This window comes from Vibrio sp. A8-1, assembly GCF_013048685.1.
GTDB lineage: Bacteria > Pseudomonadota > Gammaproteobacteria > Enterobacterales > Vibrionaceae > Vibrio > Vibrio metschnikovii.
The window spans coordinates 64,105-82,354 of record NZ_VHTC01000008.1 but is presented as its reverse complement, the minus strand read 5'-3'; the positions used below and the strand labels follow the sequence as shown (position 1 = coordinate 82,354).

At 44.6% G+C, this 18,250-nt stretch carries 15 protein-coding genes and 2 tRNA genes; 4 read left to right on the top strand and 13 right to left on the bottom strand.

Annotated features, from left to right (window positions below):
• Nucleotides 1–55: 55 nt before the first annotated feature.
• The 10 genes from infB to rlmE form a co-directional block, all read right to left on the bottom strand.
• The gene (gene infB / locus FKN93_RS06355) at nt 56–2,758 is read right to left on the bottom strand and encodes a translation initiation factor IF-2 (RefSeq protein ID WP_004394157.1); all 2,703 of its coding nucleotides are present in this window, start codon (nt 2,756–2,758) and stop codon (nt 56–58) included.
• A 22-nt stretch (nt 2,759–2,780) separates the two neighbouring features.
• Entirely contained in the window at nt 2,781–4,268 is a 1,488-nt protein-coding gene (gene nusA / locus FKN93_RS06350; RefSeq protein ID WP_004394160.1) for a transcription termination factor NusA, read from the bottom strand.
• Between the two features lie 35 nt (nt 4,269–4,303).
• A complete protein-coding gene (rimP, locus tag FKN93_RS06345) occupies nt 4,304–4,759 on the bottom strand; it encodes a ribosome maturation factor RimP (RefSeq protein WP_004394162.1) in 456 nt (151 codons plus the stop codon).
• Between the two features lie 206 nt (nt 4,760–4,965).
• Nucleotides 4,966–5,042: transfer RNA gene (locus FKN93_RS06340), tRNA-Met, on the bottom strand.
• Nucleotides 5,043–5,097: 55 nt separating this feature from the next.
• Nucleotides 5,098–5,181: transfer RNA gene (locus FKN93_RS06335), tRNA-Leu, on the bottom strand.
• Nucleotides 5,182–5,207: 26 nt separating this feature from the next.
• Nucleotides 5,208–5,543 (bottom strand): preprotein translocase subunit SecG, encoded by a 336-nt coding sequence (gene secG, locus FKN93_RS06330; protein WP_040903793.1) that lies wholly within the window; start codon nt 5,541–5,543, stop codon nt 5,208–5,210.
• Between the two features lie 256 nt (nt 5,544–5,799).
• The gene (gene glmM / locus FKN93_RS06325) at nt 5,800–7,140 is read right to left on the bottom strand and encodes a phosphoglucosamine mutase (RefSeq protein WP_004394166.1); all 1,341 of its coding nucleotides are present in this window, start codon (nt 7,138–7,140) and stop codon (nt 5,800–5,802) included.
• 9 nt (nt 7,141–7,149) lie between these two features.
• Entirely contained in the window at nt 7,150–7,986 is an 837-nt protein-coding gene (folP, locus tag FKN93_RS06320) for a dihydropteroate synthase (RefSeq protein WP_004394168.1), read from the bottom strand.
• A gap of 174 nt (nt 7,987–8,160) precedes the next feature.
• Nucleotides 8,161–10,098, bottom strand: a complete 1,938-nt coding sequence (gene ftsH / locus FKN93_RS06315) for an ATP-dependent zinc metalloprotease FtsH (protein ID WP_158144722.1) — start codon at nt 10,096–10,098, stop codon at nt 8,161–8,163.
• 98 nt (nt 10,099–10,196) lie between these two features.
• The gene (rlmE, locus tag FKN93_RS06310) at nt 10,197–10,826 is read right to left on the bottom strand and encodes a 23S rRNA (uridine(2552)-2'-O)-methyltransferase RlmE (protein ID WP_004394171.1); all 630 of its coding nucleotides are present in this window, start codon (nt 10,824–10,826) and stop codon (nt 10,197–10,199) included.
• Nucleotides 10,827–10,944: 118 nt separating this feature from the next.
• Between rlmE and yhbY the strand changes: the two genes are divergently transcribed.
• Nucleotides 10,945–11,241 (top strand): ribosome assembly RNA-binding protein YhbY, encoded by a 297-nt coding sequence (gene yhbY, locus FKN93_RS06305; protein ID WP_040903858.1) that lies wholly within the window; start codon nt 10,945–10,947, stop codon nt 11,239–11,241.
• Nucleotides 11,242–11,392: 151 nt separating this feature from the next.
• Here yhbY and greA read toward each other — a convergent pair whose 3' ends face one another.
• A complete protein-coding gene (gene greA, locus FKN93_RS06300; protein WP_004394173.1) occupies nt 11,393–11,866 on the bottom strand; it encodes a transcription elongation factor GreA in 474 nt (157 codons plus the stop codon).
• A gap of 565 nt (nt 11,867–12,431) precedes the next feature.
• On the opposite strand from greA, the gene FKN93_RS06295 reads away from it, so the two are divergent.
• Nucleotides 12,432–13,436 (top strand): porin, encoded by a 1,005-nt coding sequence (locus FKN93_RS06295; protein WP_170904712.1) that lies wholly within the window; start codon nt 12,432–12,434, stop codon nt 13,434–13,436.
• A gap of 115 nt (nt 13,437–13,551) precedes the next feature.
• Nucleotides 13,552–14,982 carry a serine-type D-Ala-D-Ala carboxypeptidase gene (gene dacB / locus FKN93_RS06290; RefSeq protein WP_170904711.1) on the top strand — a complete coding sequence of 477 codons (1,431 nt, stop codon included), beginning with the start codon at nt 13,552–13,554 and terminating at the stop codon, nt 14,980–14,982.
• Nucleotides 14,983–15,090: 108 nt separating this feature from the next.
• Here dacB and tyrS read toward each other — a convergent pair whose 3' ends face one another.
• Nucleotides 15,091–16,281, bottom strand: coding sequence for a tyrosine--tRNA ligase (tyrS, locus tag FKN93_RS06285; RefSeq protein ID WP_004394176.1), 1,191 nt, complete (start codon nt 16,279–16,281; stop codon nt 15,091–15,093).
• 130 nt (nt 16,282–16,411) lie between these two features.
• Between tyrS and FKN93_RS06280 the strand changes: the two genes are divergently transcribed.
• The gene (locus tag FKN93_RS06280) at nt 16,412–17,704 is read left to right on the top strand and encodes a peptidoglycan DD-metalloendopeptidase family protein (RefSeq protein WP_170904710.1); all 1,293 of its coding nucleotides are present in this window, start codon (nt 16,412–16,414) and stop codon (nt 17,702–17,704) included.
• Nucleotides 17,705–17,775: 71 nt separating this feature from the next.
• On the opposite strand, the gene erpA is transcribed toward FKN93_RS06280, so the two are convergent.
• On the bottom strand, nt 17,776–18,117 hold the full coding sequence (gene erpA, locus FKN93_RS06275; protein WP_004394178.1) for an iron-sulfur cluster insertion protein ErpA: 342 nt from the start codon (nt 18,115–18,117) through the stop codon (nt 17,776–17,778).
• Nucleotides 18,118–18,250 lie beyond the last annotated feature (133 nt).

Sequence of the window (18,250 nt, the reverse complement as noted above, 5' to 3'; positions counted from 1 at the left end):
AGCCCCCCATGGTGTATTCAACAACCTAACATTACCGTAAATGCAATTTTAGTTGCTAGTCGATGGTACGCTGGATCTCAACGATTTCAAAGACTTCGATCTGGTCACCAACGCGTACGTCGTTATAGTTTTTAACGCCGATACCACATTCGTAACCATTCTTAACTTCAGCTACATCATCTTTAAAACGACGTAGTGATTCAAGCTCGCCTTCATAAATAACCACGTTATCACGTAGAACACGGATTGGACTGTTACGCTTAATGGTACCTTCCGTTACCATACAGCCAGCAATCGCACCCAGTTTTGGTGATTTGAAGACATCACGTACTTGAGCAAGACCAATGATCTCTTGCTTAAATTCAGGGGCAAGCATACCGCTCATCGCTTGCTTCACTTCATCGATCAATTGGTAAATGATCGAGTAGTAACGCAGATCGATATTTTCATCTTCAATCGTACGACGAGCAGAGGCATCGGCACGCACGTTAAAACCAACCACGATAGCGTTAGATGCTGCCGCTAATACCGCATCCGTTTCCGTAATACCGCCAACACCAGAACCGACAATGTTCACTTTAACTTCATCAGTTGATAGTTTTTTCAGTGATTCAGCAATCGCTTCTACAGAACCTTGTACGTCGGCTTTCAGTACCACGTTCAACTCAGCAACATCACCGGCCGCCATATTTGAGAACATGTTCTCAAGTTTAGACTTCTGTTGACGAGCGAGTTTAACATCACGGAATTTACCTTGACGATAGTTAGCCACTTCACGAGCTTTACGCTCATCACGAACCACGGTTGCTTCATCACCAGCAGAAGGAACGCCAGATAAACCGAGGATCTCAACTGGAATTGATGGGCCAGCATGCTCAATCTCGTTACCCACTTCATCACGCATCGCACGTACACGGCCATATTCCTGACCACATAAAACGATGTCGCCTTTATTCAAGGTACCCGATTGAACCAACACAGTCGCGACTGGGCCACGGCCTTTATCTAAGCGAGATTCAATCACCACGCCTGACGCCATACCTTCTTTAACGGCTTTCAACTCAAGCACTTCTGCTTGTAGAAGAATCGCTTCAAGTAAGCCATCAATATTGGTGCCTTGTTTAGCAGAGATATGGACGAACATGTTTTCGCCGCCCCACTCTTCAGGCATGATATCGTACTGAGCAAGCTCATTTTTCACGTTATCTGGATTAGCCGCTTCTTTATCGATTTTGTTGACCGCAACGATAAGAGGAACCCCTGCCGCTTTCGCATGCTGAATCGCTTCTACCGTTTGAGGCATTACGCCATCATCTGCAGCAACAACCAACACAACGATATCCGTTGCTTGAGCACCACGAGCACGCATTGAAGTAAACGCAGCGTGTCCCGGAGTATCAAGGAAGGTAATCATACCATTAGGCGTTTCTACATGGTAAGCACCGATATGCTGGGTAATACCACCCGCTTCGGCATCAGCCACGTGAGTACGACGAATATAGTCAAGCGTTGACGTTTTACCATGGTCAACGTGGCCCATAATCGTTACCACAGGAGCACGAGAAACCAGTTCAAACTTATTATCACGATCAGAAAGAATGGCTTCTTCTAGCTCATTTTCTTTACGCAAAATAACTTTATGTCCCATCTCTTCTGCCACTAATTGAGCCGTTTCTTGGTCAATCACTTGGTTGATGGTAGCCATAGCGCCCATTTTCATCATCACTTTGATGACTTCGGTGGCTTTTACCGACATCTTATTGGCTAGCTCAGAAATTACGATGGTTTCACCAATCACAACGTCTGATTTAGCAACAACGGCGCTCTTATCGAAGCCATGTTGCATTGATGTAGGTTTGTTAATTCGACCTTTACGTCCCGCTTTACCGCCACGAGTACGTGAACCACGCTCTTGTTTATCATCACGTGAGGATAATTTGGTCTTTTTCAATTTGGCTGCACGACGAGCGCCTTCTTCACGACGGTCTGCTTCATCTTCCGCCTCACGTGCATGAGTTGAGGTGGTTAGATGGTAATCTGTATCTTCTTGCATATTGCCTTTTTTCTCTTCTTCAGCAGACCAGCGATCTTTATTTTTTTCGGCCAACTCGCGTGCTATCTCTAGCTGACGCTGACTTTCCTCTTCAATTTTACGCTGAGCCTCTTCTTCTTGGCGGCGTTTTAATTGTTCGGCCTCTTTTCGTGCTGCTTCTTGCTTTGATTTATCTTGTGCAGAACGCTCACGTTTTGCTTGATTGACTTCAACCGGTACATCACGTTGAGCTTCTTCGGCTTCACGCTTCGCCTTCTCTTCTGCTTCACGCTGAGCTTTCTCTTGCGCTTCACGTGCAGCCTTTTCTTCAGCCTCACGTTTCAATGCTGCTTCGGCTTCACGTTTGGCTTTTTCTTCTGCTTCACGTTGCGCTGCTTCTTCAGCTTCACGTTTAGCATCATCTTCAATTACACTGCGCTTAACATACGTCCGTTTTTTGCGCACTTCAACCTGAACATTCTTACTTTTACCACCACCGGCATTCACACTCAGTGTGCTGCGGGTTTTACGCTGGAGGGTTAAACGAGTCGGCTCAGAACCTTCACCATGTTCTTTACGCAAATGAGTAAGAAGTTTTTGTTTCTCTTCTTCACTTACATGATCTGAACCCGCTTTTTCCATACCTGCATCAGCAAGCTGTTCTAATAAGCGGTCAACTGGCGTACCAATTTCTTCACTCAGTGCTTTAACTGTAAGTTGTGTCATGCCGCTTCCTCCCCTGCTGAAACTATGCGTCTTCGCCAAACCAACAAATATTGCGAGCCGCCATAATTAATTCGCCCGCACGCTCTTCGGTTAGGCCTTCAATACCTTCAAGATCGTCGATGCCTTGGTCAGCGAGATCTTCCAGAGTTGCTACTCCTTTCGCTGCCAATTTAAATGCCATATCACGCTCTAAACCAGCTAAACCAAGCAGATCATCTGCTGGCTCAAGCCCTTCAAATGACTCTTCTTGCGTTAGGGCAATCGTCGTTAATGCCTCTTTGGCACGAGCGCGTATTTCTTCGATGATCTCTTCATTCAGACCATCGATTTCAAGCAACTCGCTTACTGGAACATAAGCTATCTCTTCTAACGTAGAGAAGCCTTCTTCTACTAACATCTCGGCAAAATCTTGCTCAATATCGAGGTACTTCATAAATTTCTCGATAGAGGCGGTTGATTCTTCTTGATGTTTTTTCTGTAAATCTGCAACCGTCATCACGTTCAGTTCCCAACCAGTAAGTTGAGAGGCTAAGCGGACGTTTTGACCATTGCGACCAATCGCTTGAGCTAAATTATCGGCTTCAACAGCAATATCCATTGAGTGGGCGTCTTCATCAACAATGATCGAAGCAACATCAGCAGGAGCCATCGCATTGATAACGAACTGCGCAGGGTTATCATCCCACAGCACGATATCGATACGCTCACCACCAAGCTCACTAGACACCGCTTGTACACGTGCACCACGCATACCTACGCAAGCACCGACAGGGTCGATGCGCTTATCGTTACTTTTCACCGCGATTTTAGCGCGAGAACCAGGATCACGTGCCGCGCCTTTTAGCTCGATCATCTCTTCGCCAATTTCTGGAACTTCAACACGGAAGAGTTCAGCAAGCATTTCCGGTTTAGAGCGCGTAATAAACAGTTGGAAACCACGAGCTTCAGGTGCCACTTTAAAGAGCAAACCACGCACTCGGTCACCTGAACGGAAGTTTTCACGTGGTAATTGGTCTTCACGTAGAATTACCGCTTCCGCGTTATTACCCAAATCAACAATCACGCTATCGCGGTTAACTTTCTTAACCACGCCAGTGACAAGCTCACCTTCGTTATCGATAAACTGTTCAACAATTTGCGCACGTTCGGCTTCACGGACTTTCTGTACGATCACTTGCTTAGCAGTTTGAGTGGTAATGCGATCAAAAGTCACTGACTCAATTTGATCTTCAATGTAATCACCCAACTGAACCGTTTCATCATCATAATTCGCCGCATCAAACGAGATCTCTTTGGTTGGATGCTCAACGTTTTCAACCACTAACCAACGACGGAAAGTTTCAAACTCACCCGTTTTACGGTCGATAGCAACACGAACCTCAATTTCCATTTCGTGTTTTTTCTTGGTCGACGTAGCCAAAGCTGTCTCTAACGCTTCAAAAATACGTTCACGAGGTACCGCTTTCTCATTAGAAACCGCCTCAACGACCGCTAAAATTTCTTTACTCATTGTTATAGCCTCTTAAGCTCTATTCTCTAGGAGAACTAAAATTTAGGGATCAGGTTAGCTTTGGCAATATTACTCAGGGCGAAATATTCTTCTTGCCCATCAGCAATAACGGTGACCGTTTCGCCTTCAACCGCATGGATAATACCTTTCCATTTACGGCGATTAGCAACAGCCATTTTTAAGACAATGCTGACCTCGTGACCTATAAACTGCTCGTAATGTGCTGCTTTAAAGAGTGGTCTTTCCAAACCAGGCGAGGATACTTCTAAGTTGTAAGCGACCGTGATCGGGTCTTCAACGTCCAGTACCGCACTGACTTGGTGACTAACTTCAGCACAAGCATCAACGGTGATGCCATTTTCATGATCAATATAGATACGCAGTGTTGAATGTTCACCAGCACGCACAAATTCTAATCCAACTAATTCATAACCTGTTGCCGCTACTGGCGCTTCAAGCATTTCAGTAAGTTGTCTTTCTAAACCAGTCATTTAAACCACTCCAGAAACAAAAAAAGGGCATAGAGCCCAATTTAAATTCCAAGCAAGCACCTGAAATTTTCATGATGAAATTCAGATAACAAAAAACCCCGAAAGTCGGGGTTTTTTGTTGCTGGACCCTGATAAATTGAGAAATTATTCTCAACTGCAGTGAGGTTAACACTGCCAAACTTGCATCAATTTACCACTTAGGTAAATGGTTGCGGGGGCCGGATTTGAACCGACGACCTTCGGGTTATGAGCCCGACGAGCTACCAAGCTGCTCCACCCCGCGTCCGACTTGTAAGCAATTATACGCGCTACAAGGTGATTTACAAGTTTGTAAATAATGGTGCCGAGAGAGGGACTCGAACCCTCACACCATAGGCGCTAGCACCTCATGCTAGTGTGTCTACCAATTTCACCATCTCGGCATAACCTGACTTATCTTTTGATAAGTTTAGCGAGGAATCTCATCGCCTTTAGGGGCTGGAATATCACTCACTGAGTTATCAGCTTGCTCGACCACATGACCTTGTAACGGGTCAACCCATTGTGATTCGGTTTTGTGTGTAGACATATTGCCTAACACCAAGCTAATAACAAAAAATGCGGTTGCAAAAACTGCAGTCATTCGGGTTAAAAAGTTACCTGAGCCACCAGCACCAAACACTGTGTTTGAAGCACCGGCACCGAATGAGGCTCCCATATCTGCGCCTTTACCTTGTTGAATCAACACTAGGCCGATAATACCAACCGCTGCCAACAGGTAAATCACAAGTAGAACTGTAAACATTGCTTCCACCTATGTTCCAAATTGTTGAGCCAGCGCCGTTCAATCATGCGACTTAAACAAGGCTAGCGACCTCCTCATCGAGGGCGGACGCAATACTAACGAATGCCCGTTTCGCTGACAAGAGGTATTTAGCAAAAAAGTCTTTTTTATCAATCAAACGGTCAAAAAAGGCTCAACAATCGGCATTGATAACGCTATTCTCTCTATTTATTAACATTGGTCGCCATTAAAAAATAGAGAAAAAGACGCTAAAAACTTAGCAATTGGCTTTGACCGCCGCCGCAATCTCTAACGCTGATGCTTGTACTAACTGGGCATCTTCGCCCTCTACCATCACTCGAATAAGAGGCTCGGTGCCCGACGCACGTAACAGTACCCGTCCTTTATCACCGAGCTGAGATTCAACCTGCTTTACCGCCGCCAATACCGCTGTCGATTCAAGAGGTTTGCTCTGCCCACTAAAGCGAACATTTTCTAACACTTGTGGATAGAGAGTCATACCTTGCGATAATTCATATAAAGACAAATTACTGTCAATAACCGAGGCTAACACTTGCAACGCGGCAACAATGGCATCTCCAGTCGTGACTTTGTCGAGTAAAATCACATGCCCTGAATTTTCAGCACCAATTTTCCACCCTTTTTCGAGCAGTTTTTCCATTACATAGCGATCACCGACCGCTGCGCGGACAAATGGAATACCTAGCTGCTTTAAGCCATTTTCCATGCCTAAATTCGTCATCAGGGTGCCAACCACCCCACCTTTCAGCTCACCTCGGCGCAGAGCATCACGAGCAATGATATAAGCTATCTGATCGCCATCGATTTTATGCCCCAAATGATCAACCATGATGATTCGATCACCATCACCATCAAAAGCCAGCCCTAAATCGGCTTGCTCAGCCACCACTTTCTGTTGCAAGGCACGAACATCGGTCGCACCCACCTGATCGTTGATGTTTAAACCATTCGGCTCAGTGCCGATGGAGACCACTTCTGCACCTAGCTCTTTAAAAACATTAGGGGCGATATGGTAGGTTGCCCCATGAGCGCAATCGACCACGATTTTTAAACCAGATAGACTAAGTGTGGAAGGAAAAGTACTTTTGCAAAATTCGATATAACGGCCAGCAGCATCGACCAAACGAGTCGCTTTACCCAACTCAGCCGATTCAACACATTCAATCGGTTTATCTAATTCAGCCTCGATAGCCAATTCCAGTTCATCGGGTAATTTAGTCCCAGCAGAAGAGAAGAATTTGATGCCATTGTCATAATAAGGGTTATGCGATGCAGAAATCACAATCCCCGCTTCGGCGCGAAAAGTTTGGGTAAGATAAGCAACGGCAGGCGTCGGCATTGGCCCAGTGAAAATCGCTTTTAACCCGGCAGCAGCTAGACCTGCTTCTAATGCAGACTCCAGCATATAACCTGAAATTCGCGTGTCTTTACCGATAATCACTTTTTTGGTGCCTTGCTGAGCCAACACACGCCCCGCAGCCCAACCAAGTTTTAAAACAAAATCAGGCGTGATTGGATACTCACCAACTCGGCCTCGAATACCATCGGTGCCAAAATAACGTCTAGTGTTAGACATAATACTTCCTTAATGTTTATGACGCTGCATCATTTGTATGATCGTCAATGCTTCTACGGTTTGTTCAACATCATGTACGCGAAGAATCTGCGCACCTTTTAAAGCCGCTAATGTTGCGCTCGTCACGCTCGCCACCATGCATTGTGCCGGCTTTTTACCTAATGGTTTAAACAACATTGATTTACGAGACATTCCAGCCAGTAAAGGCAAACCAAAATGGTGAAAGGCCTCTAAATTCGCTAACAGATGATAATTGTGTTCCAGTGATTTACCAAAACCAAATCCAGGATCCAGAATAATATTCTGGCGTAGGATCCCCGCTTTCTCACATGCGGCAATACGCTCGACTAAAAATTCATCCACCTCTTTTAAAATATCATCATATTCAGGAGCGATTTGCATCGTTCTTGGCTGGCCTTTCATATGCATAATACACACTGGCACTTGGGCATCGGCGGCGGCTTGCAAAGCCCCCGGCTCTTGTAACGCTCGTACATCATTAATTAAATCAGCGCCCGCTTGTACCGCCTGACGCATAACTTCCGCTTTACTGGTATCAATCGATATCCAAATTTCAGGATAATGATGGCGGATAGCCTGAATAACCGGGATGACTCGTCCAAGCTCTTCGGCGAGCGATACCTCTGGCGCCCCCGGACGTGTCGATTCACCACCGATATCAATAATGCTGACTCCGGCATCAATCATCTGTTTGGCTCGTAAAAGTGCACGCTGTACAGTGGTGTATTGACCACCGTCAGAAAAAGAGTCTGGGGTCGTATTCAGTATTCCCATCACTTGAGGCTGGTCAAGCTGAAGCTGTTTGGTTGTGGTTTGAATTTTCATAAGCCTCTGAATATAGAATGGATTAACAAAGAATACGTTACCCCTATCACTCACTAAGCTCAAGAGTTATAGCAAAACGATAAATAACTTATTCACCGAAATGGCAATCCAAAACGTGTTCGCCAGTAAGTAAAAAACCCCGAACAAGTCGGGGTTTGATTAGTAGATAAAACGTTAATCTTTATCTTTGTGTTCTGAAGCTGGTGGAGTTTCCACATCAGATTCTGCAGAAGCGGTAGACTCTGGCTCAACATTATCTTGAGTAGCTCTAGCGGCCTGTTCGGCCCAACCAGCAGGTTCACGAATCTCCGATTTACGAGCCATCAAATCATCAATCTGTCCTGCATCGATGGTTTCATATTTCATCAGTGCGTCTTTCATCGCGTGCATGATATCCATGTTTTTCTCAAGGATCTCACGGGCACGATCATAGTTACGGTCAATAATCTTACGAACTTCATCATCAATCAGCTTGGCAGTATCTTCAGAAACGTGCTTAGTTTGTGTCACACTACGACCTAAGAATACTTCACCTTCATCTTCTGCATAGAGAAGAGGACCGAGTTTCTCTGAAAAACCCCATTGAGTGACCATCTTGCGAGCAATCGCTGTGGCTCGCTCAATGTCATTCGAAGCTCCAGTAGAAACGTTATCAGCACCATAAATCAGCTCTTCAGCAAGACGGCCGCCATAAAGACTGGATATCATCGATTCTAGATGTTGCTTAGACATGCTGACACGATCTTGTTCTGGTAAGTACATAGTCACACCCAACGCTCTTCCGCGAGGGATAATAGAAACTTTGTACACCGGATCATGTTCAGGGACTAAACGCCCTACAATCGCGTGGCCAGCCTCGTGATAAGCCGTTGATGCTTTCGTCTCTTCAGACATCACCATTGAGCGGCGCTCTGCACCCATCATGATTTTGTCTTTAGCCAGTTCAAACTCAACCATAGACACATTGCGTTTATTACCACGAGCCGCAAATAGTGCCGCTTCATTGACGAGGTTGGCTAAATCCGCCCCCGAGAAGCCCGGTGTACCACGAGCAATCAATGACGGTTGCACATCATTCGCTAATGGGACTTTACGCATGTGAACTTTTAAGATTTGCTCACGACCACGAACATCAGGTAAACCAACGACAACTTGGCGGTCGAAACGGCCTGGACGTAATAATGCAGGGTCCAATACATCAGGACGGTTAGTCGCGGCAATAACGATAACGCCTTCGTTACCTTCAAAACCGTCCATCTCAACCAACATTTGGTTTAAGGTTTGTTCACGTTCATCGTGACCACCGCCGACACCAGCACCACGCTGACGACCGACCGCATCAATTTCATCGATAAAAATGATACAAGGCGAGGCTTTTTTGGCTTGCTCAAACATGTCGCGCACGCGCGACGCACCAACACCGACAAACATTTCAACGAAGTCAGAACCAGAGATAGTGAAAAAAGGCACCTTGGCTTCACCAGCAATTGCTTTAGCCAGCAAGGTTTTACCCGTACCAGGGGGACCAACCATCAACACACCCGTTGGGATTTTACCACCCAACTTCTGGAATCGACTAGGATCGCGCAGATAATCAACCAATTCTTTGACGTCTTCTTTCGCTTCATCACAGCCAGCAACGTCAGTAAAATTCGTTTTAATCTGCTCTTCACTCATCATCCGAGCTTTACTTTTGCCGAAGGACATGGCGCCTTTGCCACCGCCGCCCTGCATTTGACGCATGAAGAAAATCCACACCCCAATCAGCAATATCATTGGGAACCAAGAGATAAAGATGGTTCCAAGCAGACTTTGTTCTTCTGGTGGTGTTCCTTGTACTCTTACGTTTTGATTAATCAGATCATCAAGCAGCTTTTGATCATATACCGGCATGTAAGTAACAAATCGACTGTTACTACCACGGCGAGTAAAGGTAATTTCGCTGTTCTTGAATTGAGCTTCCTGAATTTGGCCTTGACCAACTTCTTGTACGAATGTGGTGTAGTCCACTGTTCTTCCGCTGCTGTCACCAGGGCCAAAGCTCTGGAAAACCGACATCAGCACAACGGCGATAACCAGCCACAGTATTAGATTTTTTGCCATGTCACTCAAGGTGCAAGCCTCGCGATAACTAGTTGTAATTAAAGGTAGGGTACTACAGTTTGTAGGCTGTAGCTATAGTGTTAACTCTCACCGATAAAGGCAAATAGTTAACCTTTGTAACCAGTGGCAACAACATAAACCTCTCGAGAGCGTGCTCTTGAAGAATCTGGTTTACGAATTTTGACCGCCTTGAACATACTACGTACCTCTTGGACATAATGATCAAAACCTTCGCCCTGGAACACTTTGACCACAAAACTACCATTAGGGATAAGAACTTGTCGACACATATCTAATGCTAATTCGACCAGATACATCGCTCTTGGTTGATCGACTGAATTATTTCCGGCCATATTAGGAGCCATATCAGACATCACCACATCAACCATATCTGGTTGAATACGTTCGATTAATGCAGCCAGAACGCTCTCTTCTCGGAAGTCACCTTGTAAAAAAGAGACACCGGCAATCGAATCCATCGGCAAAATGTCACAAGCAATGACCTGTCCTGTATCGCCAACAATACTAGCCGCATATTGTGACCAGCCACCGGGCGCAGCCCCTAAATCAACGACAGTCATACCAGTACGCAGTAACTTATCCTTACTTTGGATCTCTTTTAGCTTAAAAATCGCACGTGAACGATAACCTTTCTTTTTTGCTTCATGAACATAGATGTCATCAAAATGCTCTTTCAACCAACGAGAAGAACTCGCGGAATGTTTCTGTTTACTCATTCGATACCTAACTAAGGTGCTTCTATTCGAGAAAGTCTTGTAGAAAATATAGTCTTCCTGAGTAGATGGCGCTAAAATGGTGGTTTTCAACCCTAATATTAATAAATTTGGTCGCGTAATGAATCTAAGCAACAAACAAAAGCAGCACCTGAAAGGATTGGCTCACCACTTAAACCCAGTAGTATTGATGGGTGCCAATGGCCTCACCGAAGCTGTTTTGGCAGAAATCGAAATTGCGCTTAACTATCATGAACTCATTAAAGTCAAGGTAGTATCAGAAGACCGTGAAACGAAACTATTGATTGTTGATGCGATCGTTCGTGAAACGGGTGCAGAAAAAGTCCAAGTCATTGGTAAAACCTTGGTCCTTTACCGCCCATCTGAGCAGCGTAAAATCGAATTACCCCGCAAATAAATTGCTCCGTTCGCTAAGTATGCGAGCCTCGCTACTTAAGCTTATAAAAAGGTCGCCTTGGGCGACCTTTTTATTATTGTTTCTGTTAAACACTCGGTACACACTACGAAATACCTCTCGACGGTTAATCTCAATAGTGCCTCAGCTCGATTTACAGATAATCAACCTTGTCTATTTCAAAGACTTTATCACCGCCTGGGGTCGAGATGGTGACTTCATCACCTTCCATTTTACCAATTAACCCACGAGCAATTGGTGAACTGACTGAAATGCGTCCTGCTTTGATTTCCGCTTCATCATCACCCACGATTTGATAACGCTTCTCTTCATCAGTATCGACATCAATCAAGCTCACTGTCGAACCAAAAATCACTTTTCCTGTGTTTTCTATCTTTGCGATATCAATCACTTGAGCTACCGATAATTTATATTCGATATCGCGAATCTGAGCTTCGCAGATCCCTTGCTCTTCTCGAGCGGCATGATATTCGGCATTCTCTTTTAAATCACCTAATTCACGAGCTTCAGCAATCGCTTGAGTGATTTTTGGACGCAGCTTAAGTAGTCGCTCAAGTTCATCACGCAGCAATTTTTCACCGCGTACGGTCATTGGAACTTTTTCCATCTTATTACCTCTATGCCAAAACTATCTTTGGACAATACAAAACTACCCAACCCGATAAGGGGGTCAGGTAGTCGTCTTTGAATGCATACTTATCAGTGTAAACAAACATGACGATGAAATCATCCAAATTCAATCATTGCGATCAAAAATTGAGATTAGGCATAATGAGGTAAATTTAATGTGATCCACCCCACACACCAACTTGGTGAAAAAACATTCAAAATGACTAAAAAAATCTAAATAACCCACTTAGAAACAACGGTCAGACCAGTGACCAAAAACCTATAAAGTGAATTAAAATCAAAGGTTTGATATTTTTCACATCGCAATAAAACACTGTTCATTACTGGAATTTATATCATTTTACTAACGGATAACGGAACTTTGCAGTTACAAAGGTAGACACGAATAGGTCGAATGTTTCACCTGTGAGTTCACTTCTTTGAAGTCACACGAGTAGAAACATTGGTTGTTCGTTGCACATATCAATGATTTGAACCATCGCTTTCAAACGCTGTTATGTCGCCGATAACAATTTATGGACAGTAAATTAGGACTTAATAAAATGAACAAAACTCTGATTGCTCTAGCAGTTTCAGCTGCCGCAATGACCGCTGGCGTTAATGCTGGTGAAATTTACAACCAAGATGGAACTTCGCTTGCGCTAGGTGGCCGTGCTGAAGCTCGTCTATCTCTAAAAGATGGTAAAGCAGAAGATGCTTCACGTGTACGTATCAATGTACTGGGCAAAACTCAAATCAATGACAGCCTGTATGGTCTTGGTTTCTACGAAGGTGAATTTACTACTTCTGACAATGGCGATATCGATTCAGGTAGTAATAACCTAACTAACCGTTACGCTTTTGCCGGTATCGGCGGTGATTTTGGTCTAGTGACTTACGGTAAAAATGACGGCGCACTAGGTGTGATCACTGACTTTACCGATATCATGGCTTACCACGGTAATAAAGCGGCTTACAAACTGACCGTTGCTGACCGTGCTGACAACATGCTGACTTACGCGGGTCAATTTGATGATCTTGCAGTAAAAGCCAGCTACCGTTTTGCTGATCGTACTGATGGTACTGATGGTACAAACAGCATGACAGACAACTATAAAGATAATGGTGAGGATGGTTACTCACTCTCTGCAATTTATGCCTTTGCTGACACTGGCTTTGCTGTTGGTGCTGGTTACGCCGATCAAAATAAAGCCGATCAGTGGATGCTAGCGGCCTCTTACGCGATCAACGATTTGTACTTTGCTGGTACTTACGTTGATGGTCAAGATAAGAGTGGTGCAGATAAAGAAGACTTTACTGGTTATGAGCTAGCTGCTAAATACACGATGCAACAAACTGTATTTACGACTTCTTACAACTACTTAAAATCTAAAGAAGCAGGTGTTAAAGAAGACTTAGCTGACAGCATTGCTATCGATGCAACTTACTTCTTCAAGCCTAACTTCCGCTCATACATTTCATACAACTTTAACCTGCTAGATTCTGATAAAGTAGGTAAAATGAACGCTGAAGATGAGCTAGCTCTAGGTCTACGTTACGACTTCTAAGTCGCCTTAATTACGCATAATGATGCTTAATTAACACTCCAAACGCCTGCGCACTAGCAGGCGTTTTATTCTCTGGTTATACTTGCCTTCCTGTTTGATTGATTGTCGATTGTTTATGCATTGTCTATGGCGCTATCTTTCCTCTATTTTCATATTGTCTTACCTGTTTATCGTGTTCCCCGTTTGGGCAGACTTTGAGCAAGCAAAAGCACAACTGCCAACAGGTACTCGCAGCGGTTTAGTCAGCCAATTACTCAATGAACAGCAAACCGTTAACCAATACACCGATGGGTATTTCCCACCTGCCAGCACCTTAAAAATCATTACGGCTTTGGCGAGCCAACTCGAACTCGGTGAGCAATTTCGTTTTACCACCGAGTTACGTGCTGATAACAATCAGCTGGCCTTGATTTTTTCTGGCGATCCAACTTTAACTACCGCCAACTTACGTCAATTATTCAGTCAATATCGCTCTAAACACGGTCGCAAGATTAGCGGAGATATCTGGCTCGACATCAGTCAATTCAGTGGTTATCAACGAGCGGTAGGTTGGCCTTGGGATAGTCTTGGCGTGTGTTATAGCGCTCCGGTCAGCGCGGTTAATCTTGATGGCAACTGTATTCAAGCGTCGATTTATACCCAAGATAACGGTTCTACTCGAGTTTATGTTCCCCCTCATTACCCGGTTCATGTCAGTAGTGAGGCTAAAACGGTCTCTCAAGCTCTGCAGCAAAGCTTACATTGTGATTTAGAGTTAATCGCCACGCCTAACAATCACTATCAACTATCAGGCTGTTTAGCGGAACGTGAGCAACCACTACCGCTTCGCTTTGCCGTACAAAATCCTGAACTCTACGCTCAACGCGCCATTCATCAACTGCTACGACAACTTGGCATCCATTTAGAAGGCGATATAAAAATCGGTCAGCCTCCAGAAATACAGACTATGGCGAGTATTGCGATACATCGCTCGGCAGCACTGCCTGAACTGCTTAAAATCATGCTCCAAAACTCGGATAACTTGATTGCTGACTCTCTCACCAAAACCTTAGGCCAGCACTTTTTCTTGCAGCCCGGAAGCTTTGCCAATGGCACTGAAGCCATGAAACAAATTATCTTTGCCAACACCGGAATTGATTTGCAAGATGCTCAGTTAGTCGATGGCTCCGGGTTATCACGTAATAACCGCTTACGCTTAGAGTCGATGCGTCAGATCCTTGCCTATTTGGCTGCTCACGATCAGCAATTATCGTTATTGAACTTGCTACCAAAAGCCGGAGAGAGTGGAACTTTACTCTATCGTCGTAGTATGCGTCATAGTAGCGTACGAGGTCAGCTTATCGCCAAAAGTGGCTCGTTATACGGCACACATAACATGGTGGGTTTTGTTGTCAATGAGCAAGGTAAACCACTAAGCCTATTTATTCAGTACGTGACGGATTATTTCCCATCCACTGCCAATGCTCACTTACCGATAGAACCACCCATTACCCAATTTGAGCTACGTTTCTATCAAGATGTGATTAACATGGCTCACGGCCAATAAACAAAAAGCGCCGTTAGGCGCTTTTTGTTTATTGGTTTTTATTTCTTGGGGATAAGCTTGTCACTTTACCACATCACGGTTTAACTACCCTCGGTAGCTCATCACAAATCATGACTCAATGGTTACTCGCGCGAACTTACGTTTACCAACTTGATAGACATAAGTTCCGACCGCTGGAATGCACTTCGCATCATCAAGCTTTTCACCGTCTTGCTTAGCCGCGCCTTGTTTCACCATACGCATCGCATCCGAAGTTGAGCCCACCAGCCCAGCCTCTTTGAGTAAGTTAGCAATCGCGATTCCTTGAGCAAAGGTAAACTCTGGCATTTCATCAGGTAGAGCACCTTTTTGAAAACGATTAATGAATTCTTGTTCTGCCGCATCAGCGTCCGCTTGTGAATGGAAACGAGCGATGATCTCTTTAGCCAGTAGAATTTTAACGTCTCTTGGGTTAGCACCGTTTGCCACATCGGCTTTAAATTGCTCGACTTCCGCTAAAGGACGGAAAGACAACAATTCATAATAACTCCACATCAAATCGTCAGAGATTGACATGATTTTACCAAACATTTCGCTTGGCGCTTCGCTTACCCCAATATAGTTGTGCGCGGACTTAGACATTTTCTTTTCGCCATCTAAGCCAACCAGTAGTGGCATCATCAATACCACTTGAGGCTTCTGACCATGTGATTTTTGCAGCTCTCGTCCCATCAGCAAATTAAACTTCTGATCCGTGCCCCCTAATTCAACATCGGTTTCCATCGCCACGGAATCATAACCTTGCAGTAAAGGGTACATAAACTCATGAATCGCAATCGGTTGACCGCCTGTGTAGCGCTTTTTAAAATCATCCCGTTCCAACATTCGCGCTACAGTTTGGTTAGCGGCAAGTCGGATCATCCCTTCAGCACCGAGCTCAGACAGCCATTCAGAGTTAAACTGAATTTTCGTTTTTGCCGGATCAAGGATCTTAAACACTTGCTGCTTATAAGTCTCCGCGTTACGTAGAACATCTTCGCGCGTCAACGGCGGACGAGTGGTATTTTTACCGGTTGGGTCACCGACCATTCCCGTAAAGTCACCAATCAAGAAAGTAACATCATGGCCTAAATCTTGGAAAGTGCGCAGCTTGTTTAAGATCACCGTATGACCTAAATGAATATCTGGTGCCGTTGGATCTGCCCCAAGCTTAATCCGCAAAGGACGACCTTCTTTCAGTTTTGCGATTAATTCCTCTTCTGGAATTAACTCTTCAACACCACGCTTAATCTCAGCTAACGCCGCTTCAATACTCGCCATTCTTGTTCACTCCCACAGATTTGGCAAAAATTTAATAGTTTGACATCTTACTTGAATAGCGATGCCTTTTGAAACCAGTTAGACTAACCAAATAACGATTTTATTCACGAATGATTGAACGAACACGAGTATGCTAGCGATTTTTGCTCGTCTTCCCTGGGTGCATCAGGCATGTATTGCCTTTTTTAGTGCGGTGATTGTTGTCGCGTTATTTTTCCTCCCGGATCAGGAAGCATTAAGAAACCACCCAGAGCGACTCCAAATTGGTCGTCACTATCCTTTGACTATTGACCGGGAAGCATTAGCTCCTGGCAGTACGGTATTGCCTTCCGCTTTACTCCGCTGGGAAACGCATAAAGTGAATTCGGGAGAAAGTGCAGCACTTCTTTTTCAACGTCTTGGCCTCTCCGCTCGCTTATTGCATGAATTAACGTCCAGTGATCCACAAATCAACCAGCAATTGAGTCGTTTACGTCCCGGTGATGAGTTGCAATTTGGGTTTGATGACAATAACCAATTGATTCAACTTAAACGGCGTATTACGCCTTATGAAACTTTTGATATCACGCGCACCGATTCTGGTTTTTCTGCTCGGTTTGATAAGAAAGAGGTTTTTTATCAATACAATTACGCTCAAGCGGAAATCACCTCAAACTTTTGGAATGCGGCAAGAGGAGCGGGCTTAACAGCTAACCAAATTATGGAATTAGCGGGCATTTTTGGTTGGGATATCGATTTTGCGTTAGATATTCGCTCAGGAGATCATTTTCGCTTACTGTTTGAAGAGAAAATAGTCGAAGGTGAAGTCGTGGGACGAGGGCGAATCATAGCCACTCAATTTACTAACCAAGGCACAACCTTTACGGCCATTTTGGATGATCATACTGGACAGTATTACGATGAAACTGGCCGAGCAATGAAAAAAGCGTTTCTACGTGCACCGCTGGATTTTCGGCGCGTATCATCAAACTTCAACCCTCGCCGCCTTCATCCAGTTACAGGCCAACTAAGGGCACATCGAGGTACAGACTACGTTGCTCCTGTAGGCACCCCAATTTGGGCCGCTGGTGACGGCGTGGTTGAACGCTCTAGCTATAACCAATTTAATGGTCATTATGTCTTTATTCGCCACAGTAATACCTATTTAACCAAATACCTCCACCTAACTCGACGCACAGTGAAGACCGGAGAGCGGGTTCGGCAAGGTCAAGTGATTGGTACATTAGGTGGAACCGGACGAGTCACAGGCCCTCATTTACACTACGAATTTCTGGTTAATGGCGTTCATAAAGATCCACGCACCGTCGATCTTCCTCAATCAAAATCCTTGACCGGACAAGCAAAAGCAACATTTTTAGCTAATGCTAAAATTCGCCTTGATACCTTATCGCGTTATGGGCAATTACTCTACGCAACCCCTTAACCCTACAAAAAAGCCCTTATTGATATCATAAGGGCTTTTTAATCTGGATGGTTCTCTAACACAGATAGATTTTAAACGCTAAATGACGCCCCACAACCACAGGTCGTTGTCGCATTAGGGTTATTAATGAAAAAGCGCGAGCCGTCTAACCCATCGGTATAATCCACCACACCGCCAATCAAATACTGTAAACTCATTGGGTCAACCACTAAAGTAACGCCACTATTTTCGATGGTGGTATCCCCCTCGTTAACACTTTCGTCAAACGTAAAACCATATTGAAAACCGCTACAGCCGCCACCAGTAATATAAACACGCAATTTCAACTGGGGATTTTCTTCTTCTTCAATTAATGTGCGTACTCGCGTTGCAGCGGCATCAGAAAAAGTTAAGGGTACATTGACTTCGCTCACGACGACCTCTCTCATTGGTGTCAATACTCATTACTTGTTGATGAGCATGTTTATTTTTTCTAATCTGATGATTATCTAATACCTGACTGTTTCGTTCAAGTATTAGCCGAACAATCTCACCACTCCAGTCATT